The organism is Pseudomonas sp. P5_A12 (assembly GCF_056400685.1).
Map to the genome: position 1 here is coordinate 24298 of NZ_JBFUKU010000062.1, position 19899 is coordinate 44196.

Genomic DNA, 19899 nt, shown 5'->3' on the forward strand with positions numbered 1-19899 from the left:
GCAGCTGCTACACGAACCCACAGAAGTTTTACGCCGGAGTTTAACCATGTCCTTCGTCCTTGCTCATCTGTTGTCGTGGAGCGCCGTGCTGTTGGTGATCGACGCCCTGCTCTGGCATCTGGCGCCATTCAAGCACCGCGTCACGCGGGTTGGCGTGCGCCTGGCGCTGTTTGTGATGTTCAGTGCACTGGTGATCAACGCCGGCGTCAGCCCATTGCAAGCACCGCTGTTTGGCGAGGATCGGGTAACGCAATTGGGCGCTACGGCGCTGGGGATTCTCTGGTGGTTGTACGCCGCACGCGTGCTGACTGAAGTCATCGGCCTGGTGCTGATGCGCCGCATCGGTCACAGCGGCCGCTTGTTGCAGGACGTCATCGGCGCACTGGTGTTTCTGATCGCTATCGTTGCAGCGGCCGGTTATGTGCTGGAGTTGCCGGTCAAAGGTTTGCTCGCGACGTCCGGGGTGGTGGCCATCGTGGTCGGCCTGGCCTTGCAAAGCACTTTGAGCGATGTGTTTTCCGGGATCGTGCTTAACACCACCAAGCCCTATCAGGTGGACGACTGGATCGTGATCGACGGCGTGGAAGGCAAGGTGCTGGACATCGACTGGCGCGCCACGCACCTGCTCACCCGCGCCGGTAGCACGGCGGTGGTACCGAACTCGGTGGCGGCCAAGGCGAAAATCGTCAATTTGAGTCGGCCAGTCAACCTGCACGGCGTGTCGATCAGCATTCAAGTGCCCAACCACATTCGTCCGCGTCGGGTGCTGGAGGCACTGGAACGCACGCTTCAGGGCAGCAGCAGTTTGCTGCTGGACCCGGCACCGAAAGCGGTACTCAAAGAAGCTGGCGAAACAATGTCCGAATACGTGGCCAGCGGCTTTATCGCTGAGCTCGGCAAAAAAAGCGAAGTGCGCAATCAACTGTTCGACCTCGCGCATCGGCACCTTGAAGCGGCGGGAATTTCCCGGCAGCTCGATGGCGTGATAGAACCGACGACCCGTGCTCGGGCGTTGCTGGACGAAGTGAAAATCTTCAGATCCCTGAGCGAAGACGAACGCGATCAACTGGCGCAGTCGATGGTTGCACAGCAGTACGCGGCGGGTCAGGTGGTGCTCGGACTTGGCGACGTTCCGGACAGCCTGATGGTCATCGCCACCGGCGTTGTCAGTGCCACCGTGCCTGACGGTACTGGGCTCATCGAAGCCGGCCGCATGGGTCCGAGTGAAGTGATGGGTGAACAGAGCATCCTTACCGATACGCCGTCCCAGGCGACGTTCACCACGTTGACCTCTTGCATCATCTACCGGATCGACAAATCGCTGACCCGCAGTTGCATGGAGCAACGCAGCGACATCGGCCAGGCCTTGAACAAACTGCAAGCGGTGAGGCAACAGAACAGCCGGTTGACGTTGCTGGCCAAACCGGTGCAAATCAAGAAAGGTGGTTTCCTCAGTTGGCTGCAAAAGCGCCAATCGGTGTAATGGCGCGCGCAGTTCATGTAGCAGCTGCCGAGCCTGCGAGGCTGCGTTCGGCTGCGAAGCMGTCGCAAACCYRAGACTTCGGTCTTTCTGATACACCGCAGCGCATGATTCCACGACTGCTWCGCAGCCGAACGCAGCCTCGCAGGCTCGGCAGCTGCTACGGGATTATTCGTCAGACAAAAAAATGCCCGCGCATTGGCGGGCATCTTTCATTGCGGCAGGACTTACTTCGCAGCAAGCGCCGAATAGCTGTTCATCAGATTGCGGTAGTTCGGAATGCGCGGCGACAGCAGGTTCGCCAGGCCTTCCATGTCGTTGCGCCAGTCACCTTGCAGTTCGCAGGCCACCGAGAACCAGTTCACCAGTTGCGCACCGGCCGCCGACATGCGCGCCCAGGCGGCTTGCTGCACGGTTTCGTTGAAGGTGCCCGAGGCGTCGGTGACGACGAACACTTCAAACCCCTCCGCCAGCGCCGACAGTGTCGGGAAGGTCACGCAAACATCAGTCACTACGCCAGCAATGATCAACTGCTTGCGGCCCGTGGCCTTGACGGCTTTGACGAAATCCTCGTTGTCCCAGGCGTTGATCTGGCCTGGACGCGGGATGTATGGCGCGTCCGGGAACAGTTCCTTGAGTTCAGGCACCATCGGGCCATTCGGGCCGTTTTCGAAGCTGGTGGTGAGGATGGTCGGCAGCTTGAAGAACTTGGCCAGGTCCGCGAGGGCCAGCACGTTGTTCTTGAATTCGTTGGGGGAGAAATCCTGAACCAGTGAGATCAGGCCGGTCTGGTGGTCGACCAACAGGACAACGGCATCGTCTTTGTTCAGGCGTTTGTACGGAACGTTGCTCATGTGAAACTCCTCGGTGGATGTTTATCGCTCAGAGCGTCGACCAACGCGGCCGGCGCTTTTTATTTGATCGTCAGAACGCGAAGCACGAGCAGCCAAAGGCGCCCCAGAAACCGGCAAAATCGCTGACCGGGGCGTTCGACAAACGTGCCTTTTCATGGCTGTGTGAATGAACGCCGCAGGGTCCGCTGCAATGGTGAACCTGCGCCTGCATCGGCGAAGCCGGACGCCAGTGGCCCGGCACTTTCACTACCGGCGACCAGTCCGGCAGCACTGGCACACTGGCCGGCCCCAGTTTTGCGAAGTCACCGGCGGCGTACACCACCTTGCCGCCGACCACCGTTAACACCGACTCGATCCACTTGATCGCTTCTTCGTCGACGCTGAAAAAATCCGCGCTAAGCGCCGCGACGTCCGCCAATTGGCCGACCTTGATCATGCCTTTCTTGCCCTGCTCAGAAGAAAACCAGGCACTGCCGTGGGTGAACAGTTCCAGCGCGGTCTGCCGGGACAAGCCCTCGGCGTGCAGCTCAAGCCCACCAACGGTCCGGCCGCTGACCATCCAGTACAGCGAAGTCCATGGATTGTAGCTGGACACTCGCGTGGCGTCGGTGCCGGCGCCGACCGGTACACCTTCGGCCAACATGCGCTTGATTGGCGGTGTTGCTTGCGCGGCTTTGGCACCGTAACGCTCGACAAAATACTCGCCCTGAAACGCCATCCGGTCCTGAATCGCAATGCCGCCGCCCAGCGCCCTCACCCGCTCGATGTTCTGCGGGGTGATGGTTTCGGCGTGGTCGAAAAACCACGGAAGGCCGTTGAACGGAATGTCGCGATTGACCTTCTCGAACACGTCGAGCATGCGGCTGATCGATTCGTTATAGGTGGCGTGCAAACGGAACGGCCAGCGCTGTTCCACCAAGTGGCGCACCACCGGTTCCAGCTCGTCTTCCATGCTTTGTGGCAGGTCTGGACGCGGTTCGAGGAAGTCTTCGAAATCCGCCGCCGAGAACACCAGCATTTCCCCGGCGCCGTTGTGCCGCAGGTAATCGTCGCCCTGGTGCAGGGTCACGCTGCTGGTCCAGTTCTTGAAGTCGGTAAGTTCTTCTTTCGGCTTCTGGGTGAACAGGTTGTAGGCGATGCGAATGGTCAGTTGCTGGTCCTTGGCCAACTGTTCGATCACCTGATAATCGTCCGGATAATTCTGGAAACCACCGCCGGCATCGATGGCACTGGTCAAGCCCAGACGATTGAGTTCGCGCATGAATTGGCGGGTCGAGTTGACCTGATACTCCAGCGGCAGCTTCGGCCCCTTGGCCAGCGTCGAGTACAAAATCATTGCGTTGGGCCGCGCGACCAGCATGCCGGTCGGCTCACCATTGGCATCGCGCACAATCTCGCCACCCGGCGGGTTCGGTGTCGTGCGGGTGTATCCGGCCACGCGCAACGCGGCACGGTTGAGCAAGGCGCGGTCGTACAAATGCAGGACAAACACCGGCGTGTCCGGCGCGGCCTGGTTCAATTCTTCGAGGGTCGGCATGCGTTTTTCGGCGAACTGGAATTCGTTCCAGCCACCGACCACCCGCACCCATTGCGGCGTCGGCGTACGGTCGGCCTGATCCTTGAGCATGCGCAAGGCATCGGCCAGCGACGGCACGCCTTCCCAGCGCAGTTCGAGGTTGTAATTCAGACCGCCACGGATCAGGTGCAAGTGCGAGTCGTTGAGGCCGGGAATGACGCAGCGACCCTTGAGGTCGATGACCTGTGTACCCGATCCGCGCAGGGCCATGGCCTCGGCATCGGTACCGACCGCAACGAAACGACCGTCACTGATGGCAACGGCACTGGCGAGCGGATTTTCGCGGTCAACGGTATGAAATTGGCCATTGAATAAAATCAGATCAGCGCTCATCGCGTTTCCTTGGGTTGAGTGGAAGGAGATAACCAGGGCGCGAACAGGCGCGTCGCCATCGGCATAAACACGTACACCACCGACACCACGATGGTCAGCGTGATCAGGAACGTCGCCACCACGTAACTGGAGAGGAAGGCATTGAGCTGCAGCAGTGGCCCCCAGATCAGTGGCACCAGCAAGGTGTGCGGCAGAATCACCAACAGCGTCACCACGGCCTGCTTCCAGCGCGGCGGCGGTGGCGACTCGGTGTCGGTCTGCGGCGCGAACCAGAATTCCTTGACCGGGTTAACCTCGGTCTGGTCGCCGTCAGCGAGCATCGGCGTGGCTTCACGAATCAGTTCCAGCCGCTGCGGCGAATCGAGCCAATGCTGCATCGCCTCGGTGGTGCAAAAGCGTAAGACGCAGGTGTACAGGTCGAGGCCGGCGTTTTTACCGCGTATCACGTCCACCCCCAAGTGCCCTTCCTGCTGCCCGGCGATGCTGACAATGTTGCGTAGCCAGGCTTCGTACGGCACTTCAAATCCCGCCTTCACCCGGTGCTTGATAACCAGGGTCACGACTTCCTCAAAACGATTGGACTCAGGCATACCGTAACGCTCCGGCGAATCGGACTTTGAACGCCTGCATCAGCGCGACGTTCGCACCCAGATGAAAAGGGTCTTCGATGATTTGCAGTTGAGCGCTGTAGTTAAGCAGCTTCGGCAAACCGTGCACCCACAGCAGGAGCAAACTGCTGCTGACCTGCAAAAACAACAGCTCATGGGCTACCTGCACAAATGAAAAAACCACCGGCAGCGAGGGGCCGGTACATCATTCGATAATGCCGGTGTGGGGGCGGGGAAAATTGGATGGGTGTGCTCTTTTTGTGGATGCGCCTGGATCCATCTACCTGCGAAGCCCCCTGTGGGAGTGAGCCTGGGTACATCCGTGAATGACGGGTTGGCTGTGAGGGCGTCATCGCAGGCAAGCCAGCTCCCACAGAGGTCGGTGAATGTCTGGCTTGGAGGGCGTCGCGTTCAAGCCGGAATGGGCAAAGGCGCGGACATGAATTCGCTGATGCGCGAGCGCAACCAGCGCTCCGCCGGGTCGTTGTCATGCACCCCGCTCCAGGCCATCGACAACTGCGCCGCATCGATGGCAAACGGTGGGTCTTCAGCCCGCAACCCACAGCCTTCCACCAGCGCGCACGCGGCGTAGTCCGGCACGGTAGCGATCATCTCCGTCCCGGCGAGTATCGCGCGCAAGCCGCTGAACTGTGGCACACCCAACACCACGCGACGGCAGCGACCGAGCTTGGCCAGGTCGAGGTCGATGTTGCCGCTCAGGTCGCCAGAGAACGACACCATGGCGTGAGGCCGTTCGCAGTATTCATCCAGGGTGAGCGTGCCCGGTCGTTTGTCTCCGCGCAGTATTTTGCAGGGAATATCGCGCAGTTTTTTGCGTTTGGCGTTGGCCGGCAGGTCGGTGGTGTAGCTGACGCCCACGGAGATTTCGCCGGAGGCCAGCAACGCCGGCATCAGCAGGTAGTTGGCGCGGCGCACCACGACCACAATCCCCGGTGCCTCTTCTTGCAGTTGCCGCAATAACGGCGGAAACAAACCGAACTCGGCATCGTCCGACAGCCCTATTCGAAACACGTCGCAACTGCTGGCCGGCTCGAATTCCTTGGCCCGACTGACTGCGCCGGAGATCACGTCCATCGCCGGCTGCAACTCCTTGAGAATCGCCAGCGCCCGCCCGGTCGGCTCCATGCCGCGCCCGTTGCGCAGCAACAGCGGATCATCGAACAAATCGCGCAATCGCCCCAACGCCGCACTCACCGCCGGCTGGCCCATGAACAGTTTTTCCGCGACACGTGTCAGGTTCTTTTCGAACATCAGGGCCTCGAAAATCACCAGCAGGTTCATGTCGACGCGGCGCAGATCGTTACGGTTCATAGGCACGGTTCCCTTATGTGTTGAGCCAGGCACGAAGCGGTGGACTTTACTCGATCAGCGGTACGTTGGCCGCACGTTTGTAAGGACCGTATTCCACCGGCACCCATTGGAAGTGCTTGCCCTCGGCGGCGATGTGGCCAATGCCCGGAAACGGCAAGTGCGCCGCCGTCACCCAACTCTTGCTGGCGGCTGTGTCGCTGAACACTTTGGCGCGACGCTTGATCGCCTGCTGACTGTTGACGTCAAAACCGATCGACACTTCAGGATGTTCGAACTGCACCGCGAGGTTATGCACCAGATCGCCCATGAACAGAATGCCCTGCCCCTGCGAGGTGAAGCGGTAAGTGGTGCTGCCTGGCGTGTGCCCGGCCTCCAGCTCCGCATCGACCACACCGGGCACGGGCGACTGACCGGCCTCGAACGTCTTGAAGCGACCCTGGGCAACGTAAGGCGCGGTGGAGTCCTGGGCGATTTTGAAATACCGCTTGGCGCCCTCGGGTGCCTTAGCGATAGCTTGAGGATCGAGCCAGTAATCAGCTTCTGCTTTGGCCGCGTACACCGTGGCATTGGCGAACACCGGCTTTTGCTCGGCGTCGACCAGCCCGCAGACGTGGTCCAGGTGCAGGTGAGTCAACAGAATCACATCGACCTGGGACGGCTCATACCCGGCGGCTTTCATGTTGTCCGAAAGCATGCCGGCGGTTTCGCCGATGCACTGGCCGGCACCGGTGTCCACCAGAATCAGCTGTTTGCCGGTGTTGACCAAGAAGGCGTTGAACGCGGTTTGCACCCCCGGGGTTTCAATCGAGCGACGGGCCAGCAATGCACGAATCTGGCTTTGGGTCAGGCCCTTTAGCAGTTTCGGCGACAGGTCGTTGTAACCATCGAACAACGCCGTCACTTCGTAATCCCCCACCGCCAGGCGGAAGTAGCCCGGCACTTGGGTGCCGACTTGTGCCGGCGCCTGAGCCGAGGACATACCGGACGCCAGCGCTACCGCGAGCCCCAGCGCGCAAACCAGTGAATGTTTCATGCCTTCTCCTTCGATCAGTCAAAAAAAGCGGCCGCGCATAACGCCGTCGGATGCCGTCGGATGCCGTCGATTTTGCAAGTAACGCGTGCGAATAAATTGCAGCGATGTGCTCAGTCAACGCCTTTTGCAGTGTTGCGCACGGACGGAATTAACAACGTTTAACTCGCCTGCCAACGCCCCCGCGACGAAGAATGAAGCTCACCGACACGGACATTTGTCATGGCCCATTCTCAGCAAAACGCTGCCCTCGCGGCAGTCACTGAATCGCCAAAGAAGACCACTGGCGGTTTGACCCCGTGGCGCGAAAGGCTGGTCAAACAACTGATCCTCGACCGTCTCGATGAAACCATTGAGGTCACCGAACTGGCACAGGCCTGCGCCCTCTCGCGCAGTCATTTTTCCCGCGCGTTCAAATGCAGCACCGGTCTCTCGCCACAAGACTGGATTCGCAATCAACGCATCGCCCGCGCCAAACAGCTGATCCAGGACACCGACATGACGCTGACGCAAATTAGCCTTGAATGCGGCTTCTGCGATCAGGCGCACTTCTGCCACATGTTCACCCGTAGCGAAGGCATCAATCCGTTCGCCTGGCGCTGTCGTACGGTGCGTTCACACCCCCACCACGCTGCCTACACCTCTCAACTTCACGCGCAATAACGCCCCACGCTGCACGCCGGGTAGATACCGTCTTGAACCTCAACGGGCAATCGCGTTTTGTCAGGCAAATCCCAGACGCAGCCTCGCGTTGCTCGTCAGCTGCTACGGGGAGGGCAGTGAGTCAGAGCTGATTCAGGGGATTTGTAGCAGCTGTCGAGCCCCRGCGAGGCTGCGTTTGGCTGCGCAGCGTTTTTTCAGGTAGAACCCGCGCTCAGGGTTTACGACGGCTTCGCCGCCGAACGCAGCCTCGCCGGGGCTCGWCAGCTGCTACAGGGTTGGGGCGCCTGTAGCAGCGTGTGTTAACCCTTGAGGAATGCCAACAAATCAGCGTTGAGCTGATCCTTGTGGGTATCCGTCAGACCATGGGGGGCGCCCGGGTAGATCTTGAGCGTCGAGCCTTTGACCAGTGCTGCCGAGGCGATGCCCGCCGCTTCGATCGGCACCACCTGATCGGCGTCGCCATGCACCACCAGGGTGGGGATGTCGAATTTCTTCAGGTCTTCGGTGAAGTCGGTTTCGGAGAAAGCCTTGATGCAGTCATAGGCGTTTTTGTGGCCGGCGGCCATGCCTTGCACCCAGAACCAGTCGATCATGCCTTGAGAGGGTTTGGCGTCCGGTTTGTTGAAGCCAAAGAACGGCCCGCTGGCGAGATCGATGTACAGCTGCGAGCGGTCGACCAGTGACGCTTGGCGAATGCCATCGAAGACCTCGATGGGCAGACCGCCGGGGTTGGCTTCGGTCCTGAGCATAAGCGGCGGCACCGCGGAGATCAGCCCTGCCTTGGCCACACGGTCGGTGCCGTGGCGACCGATGTAGCGCGCCACTTCGCCGCCGCCGGTGGAGAAGCCAAACAGCACGGCATCTTTGAGGTCCAGCAACTCGATCAACTGCGCCAGGTCATCGGCGTAGGTGTCCATGTCGTTGCCGKYCCAKGGCTGGCTGGAGCGCCCGTGCCCACGACGGTCATGTGCGATGACACGGTAGCCTTTGGACGCCAGGAAAATCATCTGCGATTCCCAGCTGTCAGCATTCAACGGCCAGCCATGGCTGAAGACGATGGGCTGACCGGTGCCCCAATCCTTGTAGTAAATCTCGGTGCCGTCTCGGGTGGTGAACGTACTCATGGGATATTTCCTTAGTGAGGGTTGGGGGGTGAATCAAAGCGGTGAGTGGTTCATGCGTGCCGCCAGCCGGGCCACCCGCTCGCCCAGATGCGCGGCGGTGCAGCGGTCTTCGGGCGGTGGGGCCAGTTCGGGAGGTTGCTCGACATTTGACTGGGACATGGCACCCAGCGAGCTGCCCAGGCGATTCATCTGCCCATCGAACACGCCGTTACCGGAGCGCGCCGGCAGCACGTCGAGGCCGACCCAGATCATTGAGTGCTGAGCGGCGAACACCGCCATCTGCAGCAAGGTGTTGAGCTTGTCGCCGCACAGGCTGCCGGAGTTGGTGAACCCGGCCGCCAACTTGTCGCGCCAGGGTTGGGCCAGGTAAAACGCCGCCGAGGCTTCCATGAATTCTTTGAAGGGCGCCGAGGCGCTGCCCATGTAGGTCGGCGCACCAAAGATGATGGCGTCGGCGCGGTGCAATCGATCCCAGTGAGCTTCCACTTCTTCGACCGGAATCAATTGGCAGGTACTGCCCAAGTGCCGTTCCACCCCTTGGGCGACGGCCTGCGCCATGACCCGGGTGTGCCCGTAGCCACTGTGATAGACCACCACCACGTTGCTCATTGCGACGTCCTCATGACCAAGAATCCCTGCTTTCAATGCCAACACAACACYTGTAGGAGCCGAGCTTGCTCGCGATAGCGGTGTGTCAGTCACAGTCAATGTCGACTGATCCATCGCTATCGCGAGCAAGCTCGGCTCCTACAGGTGTTGCGTACTGCGACTGACCGGTGGAAGTTAAAGAACAGAGTTTTGGGCGCAGACCAGACGCAAGACGAGTTAAACGTTGTTAATTTTTCATAGCACACCAAAAACCATAACGCTGCCTTTGCTACCGTAAACACGGCACCGGCTGCGGGTGCCGGGCGCTGGCAGTCGTTGCAAACTCCCGACAGACACCGGCCATCCGGATTGCGCTAATCAAAAAACCTGCGGAATATGCTCGAAACCCGCGTCCTGGACGGATGCCAGCTGGAGTGCCCCGTTGACCCTTTCTCCCGATCAGGCTGTGCATTTCGGTCCCTACCGGATCTACCCCGGACAACGCCTGGTGATGGAGGCTGACCAGCCCCTGCGTCTGGGCCGGCGTGCCATGGACATTCTGTTGATCCTGCTGGAGCACGCCGGGCAGGTGGTCAGCAAACAGCAACTGATCGCACAGGTCTGGTCCAAAAGCGTGGTGGAGGACATCAACCTGCGGGTGCACATGGCGGCGTTGCGCAAAGCCCTCGGCGATGGTCAGGCCGGCCAGCGCTACATCGTCACCGTGGCGCAGCGCGGCTATAGCTTCGTCGCGCCCTATTCGCTGGAACTGATCGAGCAACACCCTGATCTCGAAGGGCCGGAACCCAACCGCCATAACCTGCCCGTGCGCCGCACTCGCCTGATCGGTCGCCAGTCCCTGGTCGACACCCTGGTGACGCAACTGGCACGCAAGCGTTTCATCACCCTTGTCGGCCCTGGCGGCATCGGCAAGACCACCGTGGCTCTGCGCGTCGCCGAACAGCTGATCGGGCGCTACCGCGACGGCATTCGCCTGCTGGACCTGGCAGCGATCAACGACCCGTTGATGGTCACCACGCAGTTGGCGACGCTGCTGGATCTGTCCCTGCACGACGGCGAACCCGTGAGCGAACTCGCCGCCTTCCTGCACGACCGGCAGATGCTGCTGGTGATCGACAATTGCGAGCACCTGCTCGACGCCATTGCCGTGCTCTGCGAAGGCATCCTGCGGGGCGCGCCGCAGGTGCACATTCTGGCCACCAGCCGCGAGAGCCTGCGGGCCGAAGGCGAATTCGTTCAGCGCCTTGAAACGCTGGATTGTCCACCGCCCATCGCCGTGCTGGATCGCACTCAGGCCATGACGTTTTCGGCGCTGCAATTGTTTGTCGAGCGGGCGATGGCCAGCCACGACAGCTTTGAATTGAGCGATGACGAACTGCCACTGCTGGTCGACATCTGCCATCGTCTGGACGGGATTCCATTGGCCATCGAACTGGCCGCCGCACAAGTCGGCAACTTCGGTTTGCGTGGACTGGTGGAGCACTTGCAAGGCAGTTTTCGCCTGCTCACCCAAGGGAGTCAGCCGGCGTTGGGCCGGCACCAGACCCTTCGCGCCACACTCGACTGGAGCTTCGAACTGCTGACGGCCTGCGAGCAAAACTGCCTGCGCCGCTTGGGCGTGTTCAGGGGCGGATTCACCCTGGAGTCGGCAGCCGCAGTGATCGTCGGTGAACACATCGACCCCGACACGGTGTTTGGTGCGGTCACCCAATTGGTGGCCAAGTCGCTGCTCAACGTGGAAGTGGGCGATGAAGAAGTGTTCTATCGCCTGCTCGACACCACACGCAGCTATGCCCTTGAAAAACTCGGCCAGACCACCGACTTGGCGGACACGCAAATCCGTCATGCCGAACGCTGCCTTGCCTTGATGCATCAGGCCCAGACCGAATGGGAGCACATCCCCACCGGTCTGTGGATCGAGCGTTATGCCCGTCGCCTGGAAGATATTCGCGCAGCGCTCGATTGGGGCTTGAACGGAAACGGGCCGCAAGCACTGGCGATCCGCCTGGCCGCAACGTCCACCCCGCTGTGGCAAGAACTGTCGCTGCTCAAGGAACACGGCGTGTATGTGCGTAAGGCCCTGACGTTGCTCGATGCGACGCCCGAGCCCTGCCTTCAGCTGAAAATGGCCCTGAAGCTTGCCCTCGGCAGCTGCTGTTACCACACCCAGGACGGCACGCCGGAAACCATCGAAGCCTTCGTCAGCGCCAGACACCTGGCCAGACAGCGCGGTGACGTGATCGGTCAGCAGCGGGCGGTGTCCGGGCATCTGGCGGTCAACCTCAGTTGCGGCAACTATCAAATGGCGCTGGAGCAGAGCCAGCAATTCGGCCGATTGGGGGTACAAGACGAGGCGGTTCTGTCGCTGAGCTCTCATCGCTTACGGGTGCTGGCCCTGCACTTTGCCGGGGATCAGGAACAAGCGGGGGCGGATGCCCGGCAAGTGATCCAGCGCATGGCCCAGAGCGGCCACCTCAACCGCTTCACCCACGGTTTTGGCGTGCATTACGATCAGAGCGTGGCCGCCCTGACGGTTCTGGCGCGCATCTTGTGGTTGCAGGGCCAACCGGAGCAAGCCTGGCGCACGGCCAGGCAGGCGCTGGACATCGCGATCCAGATCAACCACGGCACCTCGATTTGCTACACCCTGGCCCTGGCCAGCTGCGTGATCGCCCACTACAACGGCGACACCCGCAGCGCTCGTGAACTGCTGCGTCTGCTGCTGGAGCAGGCGCAAAAACACGCTGTGCTGCGGTTCTACACCTGGGCGCGCCACTACGCGCAAGTGATCGACCCGGCGCAAGCGCAACGCCCCCCCTCACCTGGCACCGGGTTGATCAAGGACATCATGGTCACGCTGGACACCGATCTCGTCGATGAGGCCTTGCTGCATCGAGCGGATGCCGGCACCGCAGGTTGGAGCACGGCAGAGATTCTGCGGGCCAGGGCGAACTCGCTGCTGGCAGAGGATTGCCCGCTGCAAACCGAGGCGGCCGAGGCCGTGCTGATCAGGGCGCTGAACGTGGCCAAAACCCAGGGCGCCCTCGCCTGGGAACTGCGCAGCGCCACGACACTGGCACAGCTTTGGAAGCGTCAGGGCCGCTATCAGCAAGCCCATGAGCTGCTGGCGCCGCTCTACCAGCGGTTCACTGAAGGCTTTACCACACCGGACCTGATGAAAGTCCGCCGGTTACTCGACGAGTTGCAATGCCACCTGCCCGCCTGACGTGGATCGCGCCCGGCGGAGGTAGCGGGCGTAACGCCTTTCAACATCGCGCAATGCCCCATTGCGTTCGAGTTTTTCCAGGGCATAGGTGCGGGTGGTGTTGAGGAAACGGTACCGGCTTACACCACTACCCTGCTCCAGCGACAACAGTGATTTAAGCGCCAGGTGTTCCACCGCTTCCCTCACGCGACCAGGCAGCAACACCGCGCAGCTCATCACGCTGATGGCGGCGTCTAGGCTGAAGGCCATTTTGAACACCGCCAGGCGCTGCAATACCGTTTGCTCTATCGGGCTCAGCCGTTCATAGCTCCAGTCCAGCGCGGCTTTCAAGGTTTGATGCCGGGGGACGGCGGTGCGCCGGCCCAGGGTCAGCAGTTGAAAACAGTTATCGAGCTGGGCTTGCAACCCCACCAGCGCCAATGCGTCGATTTGAGCGGCGGCCAACTCGATGGCCAGCGGCAAACCATCGAGCCTGCGGCAGATTTCACCCACGGCCTTGAGGTCTTGTTCGCGCAGGACAAAACCTTGTTGACGGGCACGAGCGCGACTGACGAACAATTGCACGGCCGAATAGCCCATGACTTGCGCGACACTTTGCCGTTCGCAGTCAGGCGGCACCGCCAGTGGCGGTAGATGTACGAGCGTTTCCCCTGCGGCCAGCAAAGGCTCGCGACTGGTGACCAGAATCGACAACCGGGGCGCCGCTATCAGCAGGCTTTCGACCAATGTCCGGCATTGCTCAAGCAGGTGCTCGCAGTTGTCGAGTACCAGTAACGCATGGCGCTGCGCCCATCCATCGAGGGGCGTCCCGACGTCCGGTTCGAGGGTGCGCCTGAGGTGCTCAAGCACTTGCGCGGGATCATCGATCGCCCCTAGATCAACCCGCCAGACGCCGTCCTGATAGTGTTGCAACAACAGTTCGGCCACGCGCAACGCTACGGTGGTCTTGCCGATGCCGCCGGGCCCGACCAGTGTCATCAGGCGCCGCACCGGCAACTGCCGCACCAGACTGCCGACCATCGAGTCACGGCCGATCACCGGTGTGAGCCGTGCAGGCAGGTTGTGCAGAGTGTTTTGAACAGTCTGGATCGACACAGGCTCGCCTGCCGGCACGTGCTGTACCGGGGCCACAAAGCTATAGCCGCGCTGTGGAATGTTGACGATGTAGCACTGACCGTTCTGCCCGTCGCCAAGGGCGCGGCGCAGCGCAGCGATGTGCACACGCAGGTTGATTTCTTCGACCACCGACGTCGGCCAGACCTGGGCAATCAACTCGTCCTTGCTGACCACCGTGCCGGCACGTTCGACCAGCACCTGCAAAATGTCCAGTGCCCGTCCGCCCATGCGCAGGGGCCGATCACCTTCCAGGATCAGCCGTTGCCGCTGGTGAAACGCATAGGGACCAAAATGCAGCACCGCTTCGCTGTAAAAATCAGTAAGGCTGTTCATGCACGTTCGCGTGCTGAAAACCTGGTCCGGCTCAAAGTGCCGCGAACATCCATCGCACTTGCCCACCAGGCTCCAGCACCTCCATTGCAAAGAGTTCACAGGTATCTTGGCAGACCTCAGTGACGGTTCAACGGCCACGGAGGGAGCGTGCCGGCCATCACGGTGCGTGCAACGGACACAAGGCGTTAGCTGAACTGTTCACGGTATTGGCTGGGGGTCAGGCCGAGCTTTTCGCTGAATAGAAAACGCATGTGCCGCACACTGCCGAAGCCACTTTTGAAAGCCACGGTCTTGAGCGGTACGTCACTGGTTTCCAGCAGGCTCCTGGCGCGGTCGATGCGTGCGTTTTGCAAAAATCCCATGGGCGTCATGTTCACTTCCCGGGCAAAAACCCGGGTGAAGTGGCGCGCACTCATGGTTGCCAGGCTGGCCATGCGTTCAATGCTGAATGCTTCGTCCAGATGTTCGAGCACATAGTTTTGCAGTCGGGTGATCGGTGTTTCATGGGGAGCGACCGCGGCCATCAACGGGCTGAACTGCGCCTGCCCGCCTTGGCGCTTCATCACCACCAGCAGTACTTTGGCCACGTCCTGCGCGACTTTTTTGCCATGGTCTTCGGCGACCACCGCCAGCGCCAGGTCGATGCCCGCAGTCACCCCGCCGGAGGTGATGAGATTGCGGTCCTGCACGTAAATCTGATCGGTCTCCACCGTAGCCTTGGGAAAGCCTTTGATCAGCCGTTCGGTGTAATGCCAGTGAGTGGTCACGCGGTAACCGTCGAGCAAACCGGCGTGCCCCAACAAAAAAGCGCCGGTGCAGATCGAACCGTAGCGCCCGACCCGATTTACAGCGCCCTTGAGCCAGCCGAGCAACGGCGGATGTTTCTCGTTGTAGGCACCAGGACCGCCCGGCACCAGCAGCAGGTCGTAATCTTCAAGCGCCTGATCAATGTACAGATCGGCCTGAACCCTGACGCCGTTGGACGCACGCAATGCGTCAGRCTCGGTGCCGATGGTCGTGAGTACGTAGTGGTCAGCCGGGGCCAGGTATCGGTTGGCGATGGAAAACACTTCCATCGGACCGGCCATGTCGAGCAGCAGAAAGTCCGGAAACAGCACCATTGCGACGGTTTTCATGGATTAATAATCACTGAAGTCAAAGGAAGTTCCATCGGCTGAAAACCAATCCAAGCGAGCCTGCTCGCGAAAGCGGTCTGTCAGTCACCAGCAGTGCTGAATGTGACACCGCCTTCGGGCAGGCTCGCTCCCACAGGGGGAATGTACCCGGCATTAAAAGGGTGCGGTGCATTATGGACAATAGTGGCATCGACGTCGGATATGAATACGTGATCTCCGCACACAACCGTCAACCTGAAAGAGACAGTGTTTCAATTTTCATCTACTTATTGCATCAACCAGTAACCATTAACCTTCTCCTCACTCGGACGAATCAACGTCCCCACAGGAGATTTCATCATGCTGACCCTTCGCAAAGCTTCTGATCGCGGCGCGGCCAATCACGGTTGGTTGAAGTCGTTCCATACCTTTTCTTTCGCCAACTACCGCAACCCGAAAGAGCAGGGTTTTTCCGACCTGTTGGTGATCAACGATGACCGCGTGGCGGCCGGTAAAGGTTTCGGCCAGCACCCGCACCGCGACATGGAGATTTTCTCCTACGTGCTCGACGGTGCGCTGGAACACAAGGACACGCTGGGCACCGGTTCGGTGATCCGCCCGGGTGACGTGCAGTTGATGAGCGCCGGCAGTGGCGTGGCCCACAGCGAGTACAACCACTCGGCGACACGGCCCGTGCACTTCCTGCAAATCTGGATCGTGCCAGAGGTGAGCGGCGCCAAACCGCGTTATCAGCAAGAGCATTTCAGCACGCAAAAGAAACGCGGGCGTCTGCAACTGATCATCTCCCCCGACGGCGACAAGGGTTCGCTGAAGGTGCGCCAGGATGCACGGGTGTACGCCGCGCTGATCGACGGCAAGGAAAGCGCCGCGCTGGAACTGGCCGCGAATCGTTATGCCTACGTGCACGTGGCCCGTGGCAGTGTCGAACTCAATGGTGTGCAGTTGCAGGAAGGCGATGGCGTGCGGGTTCGTGATGAGCAGGTGTTGACGTTGAGCAACGGTGTGGATGCCGAAGTGCTGGTGTTCGATCTGCGCCCGCAAGAACTGCCGGAAATGCCATAAGCTCAAGAGCTCGCAGCCTCGCTTCGCTCGTCAGCTGCTACAGGTGTATGCGAAACCCTGTAGCAGTTGTCGAGTGAAACGAGGCTGCGATCTTTTCGCCATCACTCACCTGTCCCTGAAAACACCGCGACAATTTCTTCGATCACCGCCCGCACCCGCGCGGTGTGCCGCAAGTCGGCGTGGGTCACCAGCCAGACGTCATACGGCAGCGGTCGCGTGCGTTCCGGCCAGAGCCTGACCAGCCCGTCCCTCTCCCCCATGTACACCGGAATTTCCCCCAGCCCGATGCCCGCCGCAATGGATCGACGCACCAGCAGGCCGGAGCTCAGGCTCGACACAATCCGCCCGCGCGTCAACGGTTCCGACACCAGCGTCATGTCCTTGTGGCTTTGCAGGTACGGCTGATACACCACCAGATCATGCCCCTCAAACGCCGAACCCGGCGCCGGTACGCCGTGGGCGTCCACATACGCCTGGGACGCAAAAAGACCCACCGGCCAGCGGGCGATTCGGCGCGCGATCAGGTCCGGGTTATCCGGCCGGGTATTGCGCACGGCGATGTCGGCTTCGCGTTTGGCCAGGCTGAGAATCTGCGTCGAGGCGTCCAGTTGCACGCGCACGTCGGGGTGCTGCTGATGCAGGCGCGCAATGGCCGGGATCAGGAAATCGATGGCCATGGAATCCGTGGTGCTGACCCGTACGAGCCCGGTCAACCGGTCATCCAGCCCCTGGATCTGCCGCTGCAGTTCCAGTGCCGAACGCTCCATTTTTTCCACCGCCGCCAGTGCCGCCTCGCCGACGGCGGTCAATGCGTAGCCTTCGGAGGTGCGCAGAAATAACGTCGCACTCAATGACTTTTCCAGCGCCGTGATGCGCCGGCCCACCGTGGCCTGATCAACCCCCAGCACCCGCGCGGCGCCACGCAGTGTCGACTCTCGGCACACCGCGAGAAATACCCGTGCGTCATCCCAATTCATACGGCTCCCCCACTGATGCATATGCGCATCACCATAGCGCAAATTCGCTGCGTAATTGCATCAAACAATCACGCTAGGCTGAAGGCCAGTGTCAACCTCACAGGAGCCTTCTCATGCACAGCTCACCGACCACCCTGCGCAGCGCGATCTGGCTGCCAATCTTTGCCGGCCTCAGCGCCAGCCTGGTCAGCATTGGCCTGGCGCGGTTTGCCTACACACCGCTGATTCCATCGTTGATCCAGGCGCACTGGTTTTCCGCCAGCGACGTGGTGTACCTCGGCGCCGCCAATCTGGTCGGCTATCTGATTGGCGCCCTGATCGGCCGCCCCGTCGCGCAACGCACGTCCAACAAAACCGCGCTACGGCTGATGATGTTGGCCGTTACCCTGTCGTTCTTCGCCTGCGGCTTTCCCTTGTCGGTGAGCTGGTTCTTCGGCTGGCGCCTGCTGTCGGGCATTGCCGGTGGCGCGATCATGGTGCTGGTGGCCTAGACCGTGTTGCCACACGTGCCGGCGTCGCGCAGAGGGTTGGCCAGCGGTGCGATTTTTCTCGGCATTGGCCTGGGCATTGCCGGCTCGGGGACGATTGTTCCGCCATTGCTGAGCCTTGGCTTGCAACAGACCTGGTTCGGCCTTGGCCTGCTGTCGTTGGTGCTGACCGCCGCCAGTTGGTTCGGCTGGCCGTCAGAATCACATCACGCCACCGTCACGCCAGTAACCGCCGAGCCGAAGACGGCCACTGACCCACGGGTTTACCTGCTGTTCGCTCAATACGCATTCATGGCCGCCGGGCTGGTGCCCGCGATGGTGTTCCTGGTGGATTACGTGGCCCGCGGGCTCGGTGCCGGGCCGCACGTCGGCGCGCTGATTTGGGTGATGTATGGCCTTGGCGCGATTATCGGGCCGGTGAGTTATGGGTTTCTCGCGGATCAACTCGGCGCGAAGGTCAGCATTCGCGTGGTGCTGGTGGTGCAGGCGATTGCCGTTGGCTTGTTGGCGATATCGAGTTCTTTTGCGGCACTGGCCTTGTTGGCGGTGATTCTCGGCTCGTTCCCGCCGGGCATCGTCCCGTTGGCGCTGGCACGGGTTCACGAACTGATCCCGCAGCATCACCAGCAGCAAGTGGCCTGGAGTCGCGCGACAGTTTCATTTGCAACGTTTCAGGCCCTCGCCGGGTTTGCCTATTCGGCGCTGTTTAACGCCAGCGGCGGTCATCACGCTCTGTTGTTTGTCATCGCGGCCGGTGCGATTGTGGTTGCACTGCTGCTGGAACAGGGTATGCGTTTGCTCAACCGTCGTGATGATTTGTTGCCTGCTTTGGACTGAATCACCCACTCCTCGATGCGGTCTATTTTTTACGCCTTCACCTTAGGACTTCGACATGACCTTGCCTCAAACCATGACCCTGATTGAAATCACCGAGCCCGGCGGCCCCGAGGTTTTGAAGCCGCGCCAGGTGCCGGTGCCGACCCCGGCGGCGGGCGAAGTGCTGATTCGCGTGCACGCTGCCGGGGTCAACCGTCCCGACGTGATTCAACGTGCCGGCAAGTACCCGATGAAACCCGGCATGAGCCCGATCCCCGGGCTGGAAGTGGCCGGGGAAGTGGTGGCCATTGGCGCAGGCGTCAGCGACTTTATCGTGGGTGACAACGTCTGTGCGCTGACCAACGGCGGCGGCTATGCGCAGTATTGCGTGGCACCGGCCAGCCAGACGCTGCCGATCCCTGATGGAATGGATTGGGTGCACGCGGCAGCGGTTCCGGAAACCTTTTTCACGGTGTGGGCCAACCTGTTCGAGATGGGTGGCGCCAGCAAAGGCCAACGCGCACTGATTCACGGCGGCACCAGTGGCATCGGCACCACGGCGTTGATGCTCTGTCGCGAGTTCGGGGTCAAGGCCTTCGCCACGGCGGGCAGCGAGGACAAGTGCGCGGTGATTCGTCAGTTGGGGGCCGAGGCGATCAACTACCGCAACGAGGATTTTGCAGAGGTCATCTCGCAAAAAACCGCCGGTAAAGGCGTGAACGTGATCCTCGACATCATGGGCGGTTCGTACCTGAATCCGAACATCGCGGCGCTGGGCATGGAAGGTCGACTGGTGATGCTGGGCTTTCTCGGCGGCGCTCACGCCAAGGATGTCGACCTGCTGGCGATCATGGCCAAACGCGCAATCATCACCGGCTCCCTGTTGCGCCCACGCACCCGCGAAGAAAAGGCCTCGATTGCCGAACAGTTGCGCGAATACGTCTGGCCCGTGCTCGCGGCCGGGCGTTGCTTGCCGATGATCGACAAAGTGTATGCGCTGGCCGATGCGGCGCAGGCCCATGCGCGGATGGAGGGTGGGGATCATGTTGGCAAGATAGTGTTGAAGGTGGATTGATCGAAATATGGCTTTGGCAGTACTGGCCCCATCGCCAGCAGGCTGGCTCCCACAGTGGATC

At 61.0% G+C, this 19899-nt stretch carries 16 protein-coding genes and 1 pseudogene; 6 read left to right on the plus strand and 11 right to left on the minus strand.

Going from position 1 to position 19899, the window contains the following annotated elements:
* Window positions 1-46: 46 nt before the first annotated feature.
* Window positions 47-1483, plus strand: a complete 1437-nt coding sequence (locus tag AC1DSG_RS11360) for a mechanosensitive ion channel domain-containing protein (RefSeq protein WP_477790972.1) — start codon at window positions 47-49, stop codon at window positions 1481-1483.
* A gap of 224 nt (window positions 1484-1707) precedes the next feature.
* Here the strand turns inward: AC1DSG_RS11360 and ycaC are convergent, their stop codons facing one another.
* The 6 genes from ycaC to AC1DSG_RS11390 form a co-directional block, all read right to left on the minus strand.
* A complete protein-coding gene (gene ycaC / locus AC1DSG_RS11365; RefSeq protein ID WP_477790973.1) occupies window positions 1708-2334 on the minus strand; it encodes an isochorismate family cysteine hydrolase YcaC in 627 nt (208 codons plus the stop codon).
* 70 nt (window positions 2335-2404) lie between these two features.
* A complete protein-coding gene (locus AC1DSG_RS11370; RefSeq protein ID WP_477790974.1) occupies window positions 2405-4243 on the minus strand; it encodes an amidohydrolase in 1839 nt (612 codons plus the stop codon).
* Complete coding sequence (locus tag AC1DSG_RS11375; protein WP_477790975.1) at window positions 4240-4833, minus strand: antibiotic biosynthesis monooxygenase; 594 nt, start codon at window positions 4831-4833, stop codon at window positions 4240-4242. Before AC1DSG_RS11375 ends, AC1DSG_RS11370 begins: the two co-directional genes overlap by 4 nt.
* Window positions 4826-5020 (minus strand): hypothetical protein, encoded by a 195-nt coding sequence (locus AC1DSG_RS11380; protein ID WP_477790976.1) that lies wholly within the window; start codon window positions 5018-5020, stop codon window positions 4826-4828. Before AC1DSG_RS11380 ends, AC1DSG_RS11375 begins: the two co-directional genes overlap by 8 nt.
* Window positions 5021-5262: 242 nt before the next feature.
* Entirely contained in the window at window positions 5263-6183 is a 921-nt protein-coding gene (locus AC1DSG_RS11385) for a LysR family transcriptional regulator (RefSeq protein WP_477790977.1), read from the minus strand.
* A 46-nt stretch (window positions 6184-6229) separates the two neighbouring features.
* Entirely contained in the window at window positions 6230-7216 is a 987-nt protein-coding gene (locus tag AC1DSG_RS11390; protein ID WP_477790978.1) for an MBL fold metallo-hydrolase, read from the minus strand.
* A 219-nt stretch (window positions 7217-7435) separates the two neighbouring features.
* Here AC1DSG_RS11390 and AC1DSG_RS11395 point away from each other — a divergent pair, with 219 nt between their 5' ends.
* Window positions 7436-7876, plus strand: a complete 441-nt coding sequence (locus AC1DSG_RS11395; protein WP_477790979.1) for a helix-turn-helix domain-containing protein — start codon at window positions 7436-7438, stop codon at window positions 7874-7876.
* Window positions 7877-8175: 299 nt separating this feature from the next.
* Here the strand turns inward: AC1DSG_RS11395 and AC1DSG_RS11400 are convergent, their stop codons facing one another.
* Both AC1DSG_RS11400 and AC1DSG_RS11405 read right to left on the minus strand, forming a co-directional pair.
* Window positions 8176-9000 (minus strand): alpha/beta fold hydrolase, encoded by an 825-nt coding sequence (locus tag AC1DSG_RS11400; protein ID WP_477790980.1) that lies wholly within the window; start codon window positions 8998-9000, stop codon window positions 8176-8178.
* 33 nt (window positions 9001-9033) lie between these two features.
* Entirely contained in the window at window positions 9034-9609 is a 576-nt protein-coding gene (locus tag AC1DSG_RS11405; RefSeq protein ID WP_477790981.1) for a flavodoxin family protein, read from the minus strand.
* A 421-nt stretch (window positions 9610-10030) separates the two neighbouring features.
* Here AC1DSG_RS11405 and AC1DSG_RS11410 point away from each other — a divergent pair, with 421 nt between their 5' ends.
* Window positions 10031-12835, plus strand: coding sequence for an ATP-binding protein (locus tag AC1DSG_RS11410; protein ID WP_477790982.1), 2805 nt, complete (start codon window positions 10031-10033; stop codon window positions 12833-12835).
* Here AC1DSG_RS11410 and AC1DSG_RS11415 read toward each other — a convergent pair.
* Both AC1DSG_RS11415 and AC1DSG_RS11420 read right to left on the minus strand, forming a co-directional pair.
* The gene (locus AC1DSG_RS11415) at window positions 12800-14284 is read right to left on the minus strand and encodes an ATP-binding protein (protein ID WP_477790983.1); all 1485 of its coding nucleotides are present in this window, start codon (window positions 14282-14284) and stop codon (window positions 12800-12802) included. The genes AC1DSG_RS11410 and AC1DSG_RS11415 overlap by 36 nt on opposite strands.
* Window positions 14285-14469: 185 nt before the next feature.
* Window positions 14470-15420, minus strand: a complete 951-nt coding sequence (locus AC1DSG_RS11420; protein ID WP_477790984.1) for a GlxA family transcriptional regulator — start codon at window positions 15418-15420, stop codon at window positions 14470-14472.
* Window positions 15421-15759: 339 nt separating this feature from the next.
* Between AC1DSG_RS11420 and AC1DSG_RS11425 the strand changes: the two genes are divergently transcribed.
* Entirely contained in the window at window positions 15760-16482 is a 723-nt protein-coding gene (locus tag AC1DSG_RS11425; RefSeq protein ID WP_007947050.1) for a pirin family protein, read from the plus strand.
* A 101-nt stretch (window positions 16483-16583) separates the two neighbouring features.
* Here AC1DSG_RS11425 and AC1DSG_RS11430 read toward each other — a convergent pair whose 3' ends face one another.
* Window positions 16584-17459 carry a LysR family transcriptional regulator gene (locus AC1DSG_RS11430; protein WP_477790985.1) on the minus strand — a complete coding sequence of 292 codons (876 nt, stop codon included), beginning with the start codon at window positions 17457-17459 and terminating at the stop codon, window positions 16584-16586.
* A gap of 113 nt (window positions 17460-17572) precedes the next feature.
* On the opposite strand from AC1DSG_RS11430, the pseudogene AC1DSG_RS11435 reads away from it, so the two are divergent.
* Both AC1DSG_RS11435 and AC1DSG_RS11440 read left to right on the plus strand, forming a co-directional pair.
* Window positions 17573-18784 (plus strand): annotated as a pseudogene (locus AC1DSG_RS11435) (YbfB/YjiJ family MFS transporter).
* 55 nt (window positions 18785-18839) lie between these two features.
* Complete coding sequence (locus AC1DSG_RS11440; protein WP_477790986.1) at window positions 18840-19838, plus strand: NAD(P)H-quinone oxidoreductase; 999 nt, start codon at window positions 18840-18842, stop codon at window positions 19836-19838.
* Window positions 19839-19899: the final 61 nt, after the last annotated feature.

Bases quoted from the DNA above. Each gene is read 5' to 3' on its own strand.
- AC1DSG_RS11440 (WP_477790986.1), top strand. From the start codon at position 18,840: ATGACCTTGCCTCAAACCATGACCCTGATTGAAATCACCGAGCCCGGC.
- AC1DSG_RS11430 (WP_477790985.1), bottom strand. From the start codon at position 17,459: ATGAATTGGGATGACGCACGGGTATTTCTCGCGGTGTGCCGAGAGTCG.
- AC1DSG_RS11385 (WP_477790977.1), bottom strand. From the start codon at position 6,183: ATGAACCGTAACGATCTGCGCCGCGTCGACATGAACCTGCTGGTGATT.
- AC1DSG_RS11415 (WP_477790983.1), bottom strand. From the start codon at position 14,284: ATGAACAGCCTTACTGATTTTTACAGCGAAGCGGTGCTGCATTTTGGT.
- AC1DSG_RS11375 (WP_477790975.1), bottom strand. From the start codon at position 4,833: ATGCCTGAGTCCAATCGTTTTGAGGAAGTCGTGACCCTGGTTATCAAG.
- AC1DSG_RS11425 (WP_007947050.1), top strand. From the start codon at position 15,760: ATGCTGACCCTTCGCAAAGCTTCTGATCGCGGCGCGGCCAATCACGGT.
- AC1DSG_RS11395 (WP_477790979.1), top strand. From the start codon at position 7,436: ATGGCCCATTCTCAGCAAAACGCTGCCCTCGCGGCAGTCACTGAATCG.
- AC1DSG_RS11390 (WP_477790978.1), bottom strand. From the start codon at position 7,216: ATGAAACATTCACTGGTTTGCGCGCTGGGGCTCGCGGTAGCGCTGGCG.
- AC1DSG_RS11405 (WP_477790981.1), bottom strand. From the start codon at position 9,609: ATGAGCAACGTGGTGGTGGTCTATCACAGTGGCTACGGGCACACCCGG.
- AC1DSG_RS11360 (WP_477790972.1), top strand. From the start codon at position 47: ATGTCCTTCGTCCTTGCTCATCTGTTGTCGTGGAGCGCCGTGCTGTTG.
- ycaC (WP_477790973.1), bottom strand. From the start codon at position 2,334: ATGAGCAACGTTCCGTACAAACGCCTGAACAAAGACGATGCCGTTGTC.
- AC1DSG_RS11370 (WP_477790974.1), bottom strand. From the start codon at position 4,243: ATGAGCGCTGATCTGATTTTATTCAATGGCCAATTTCATACCGTTGAC.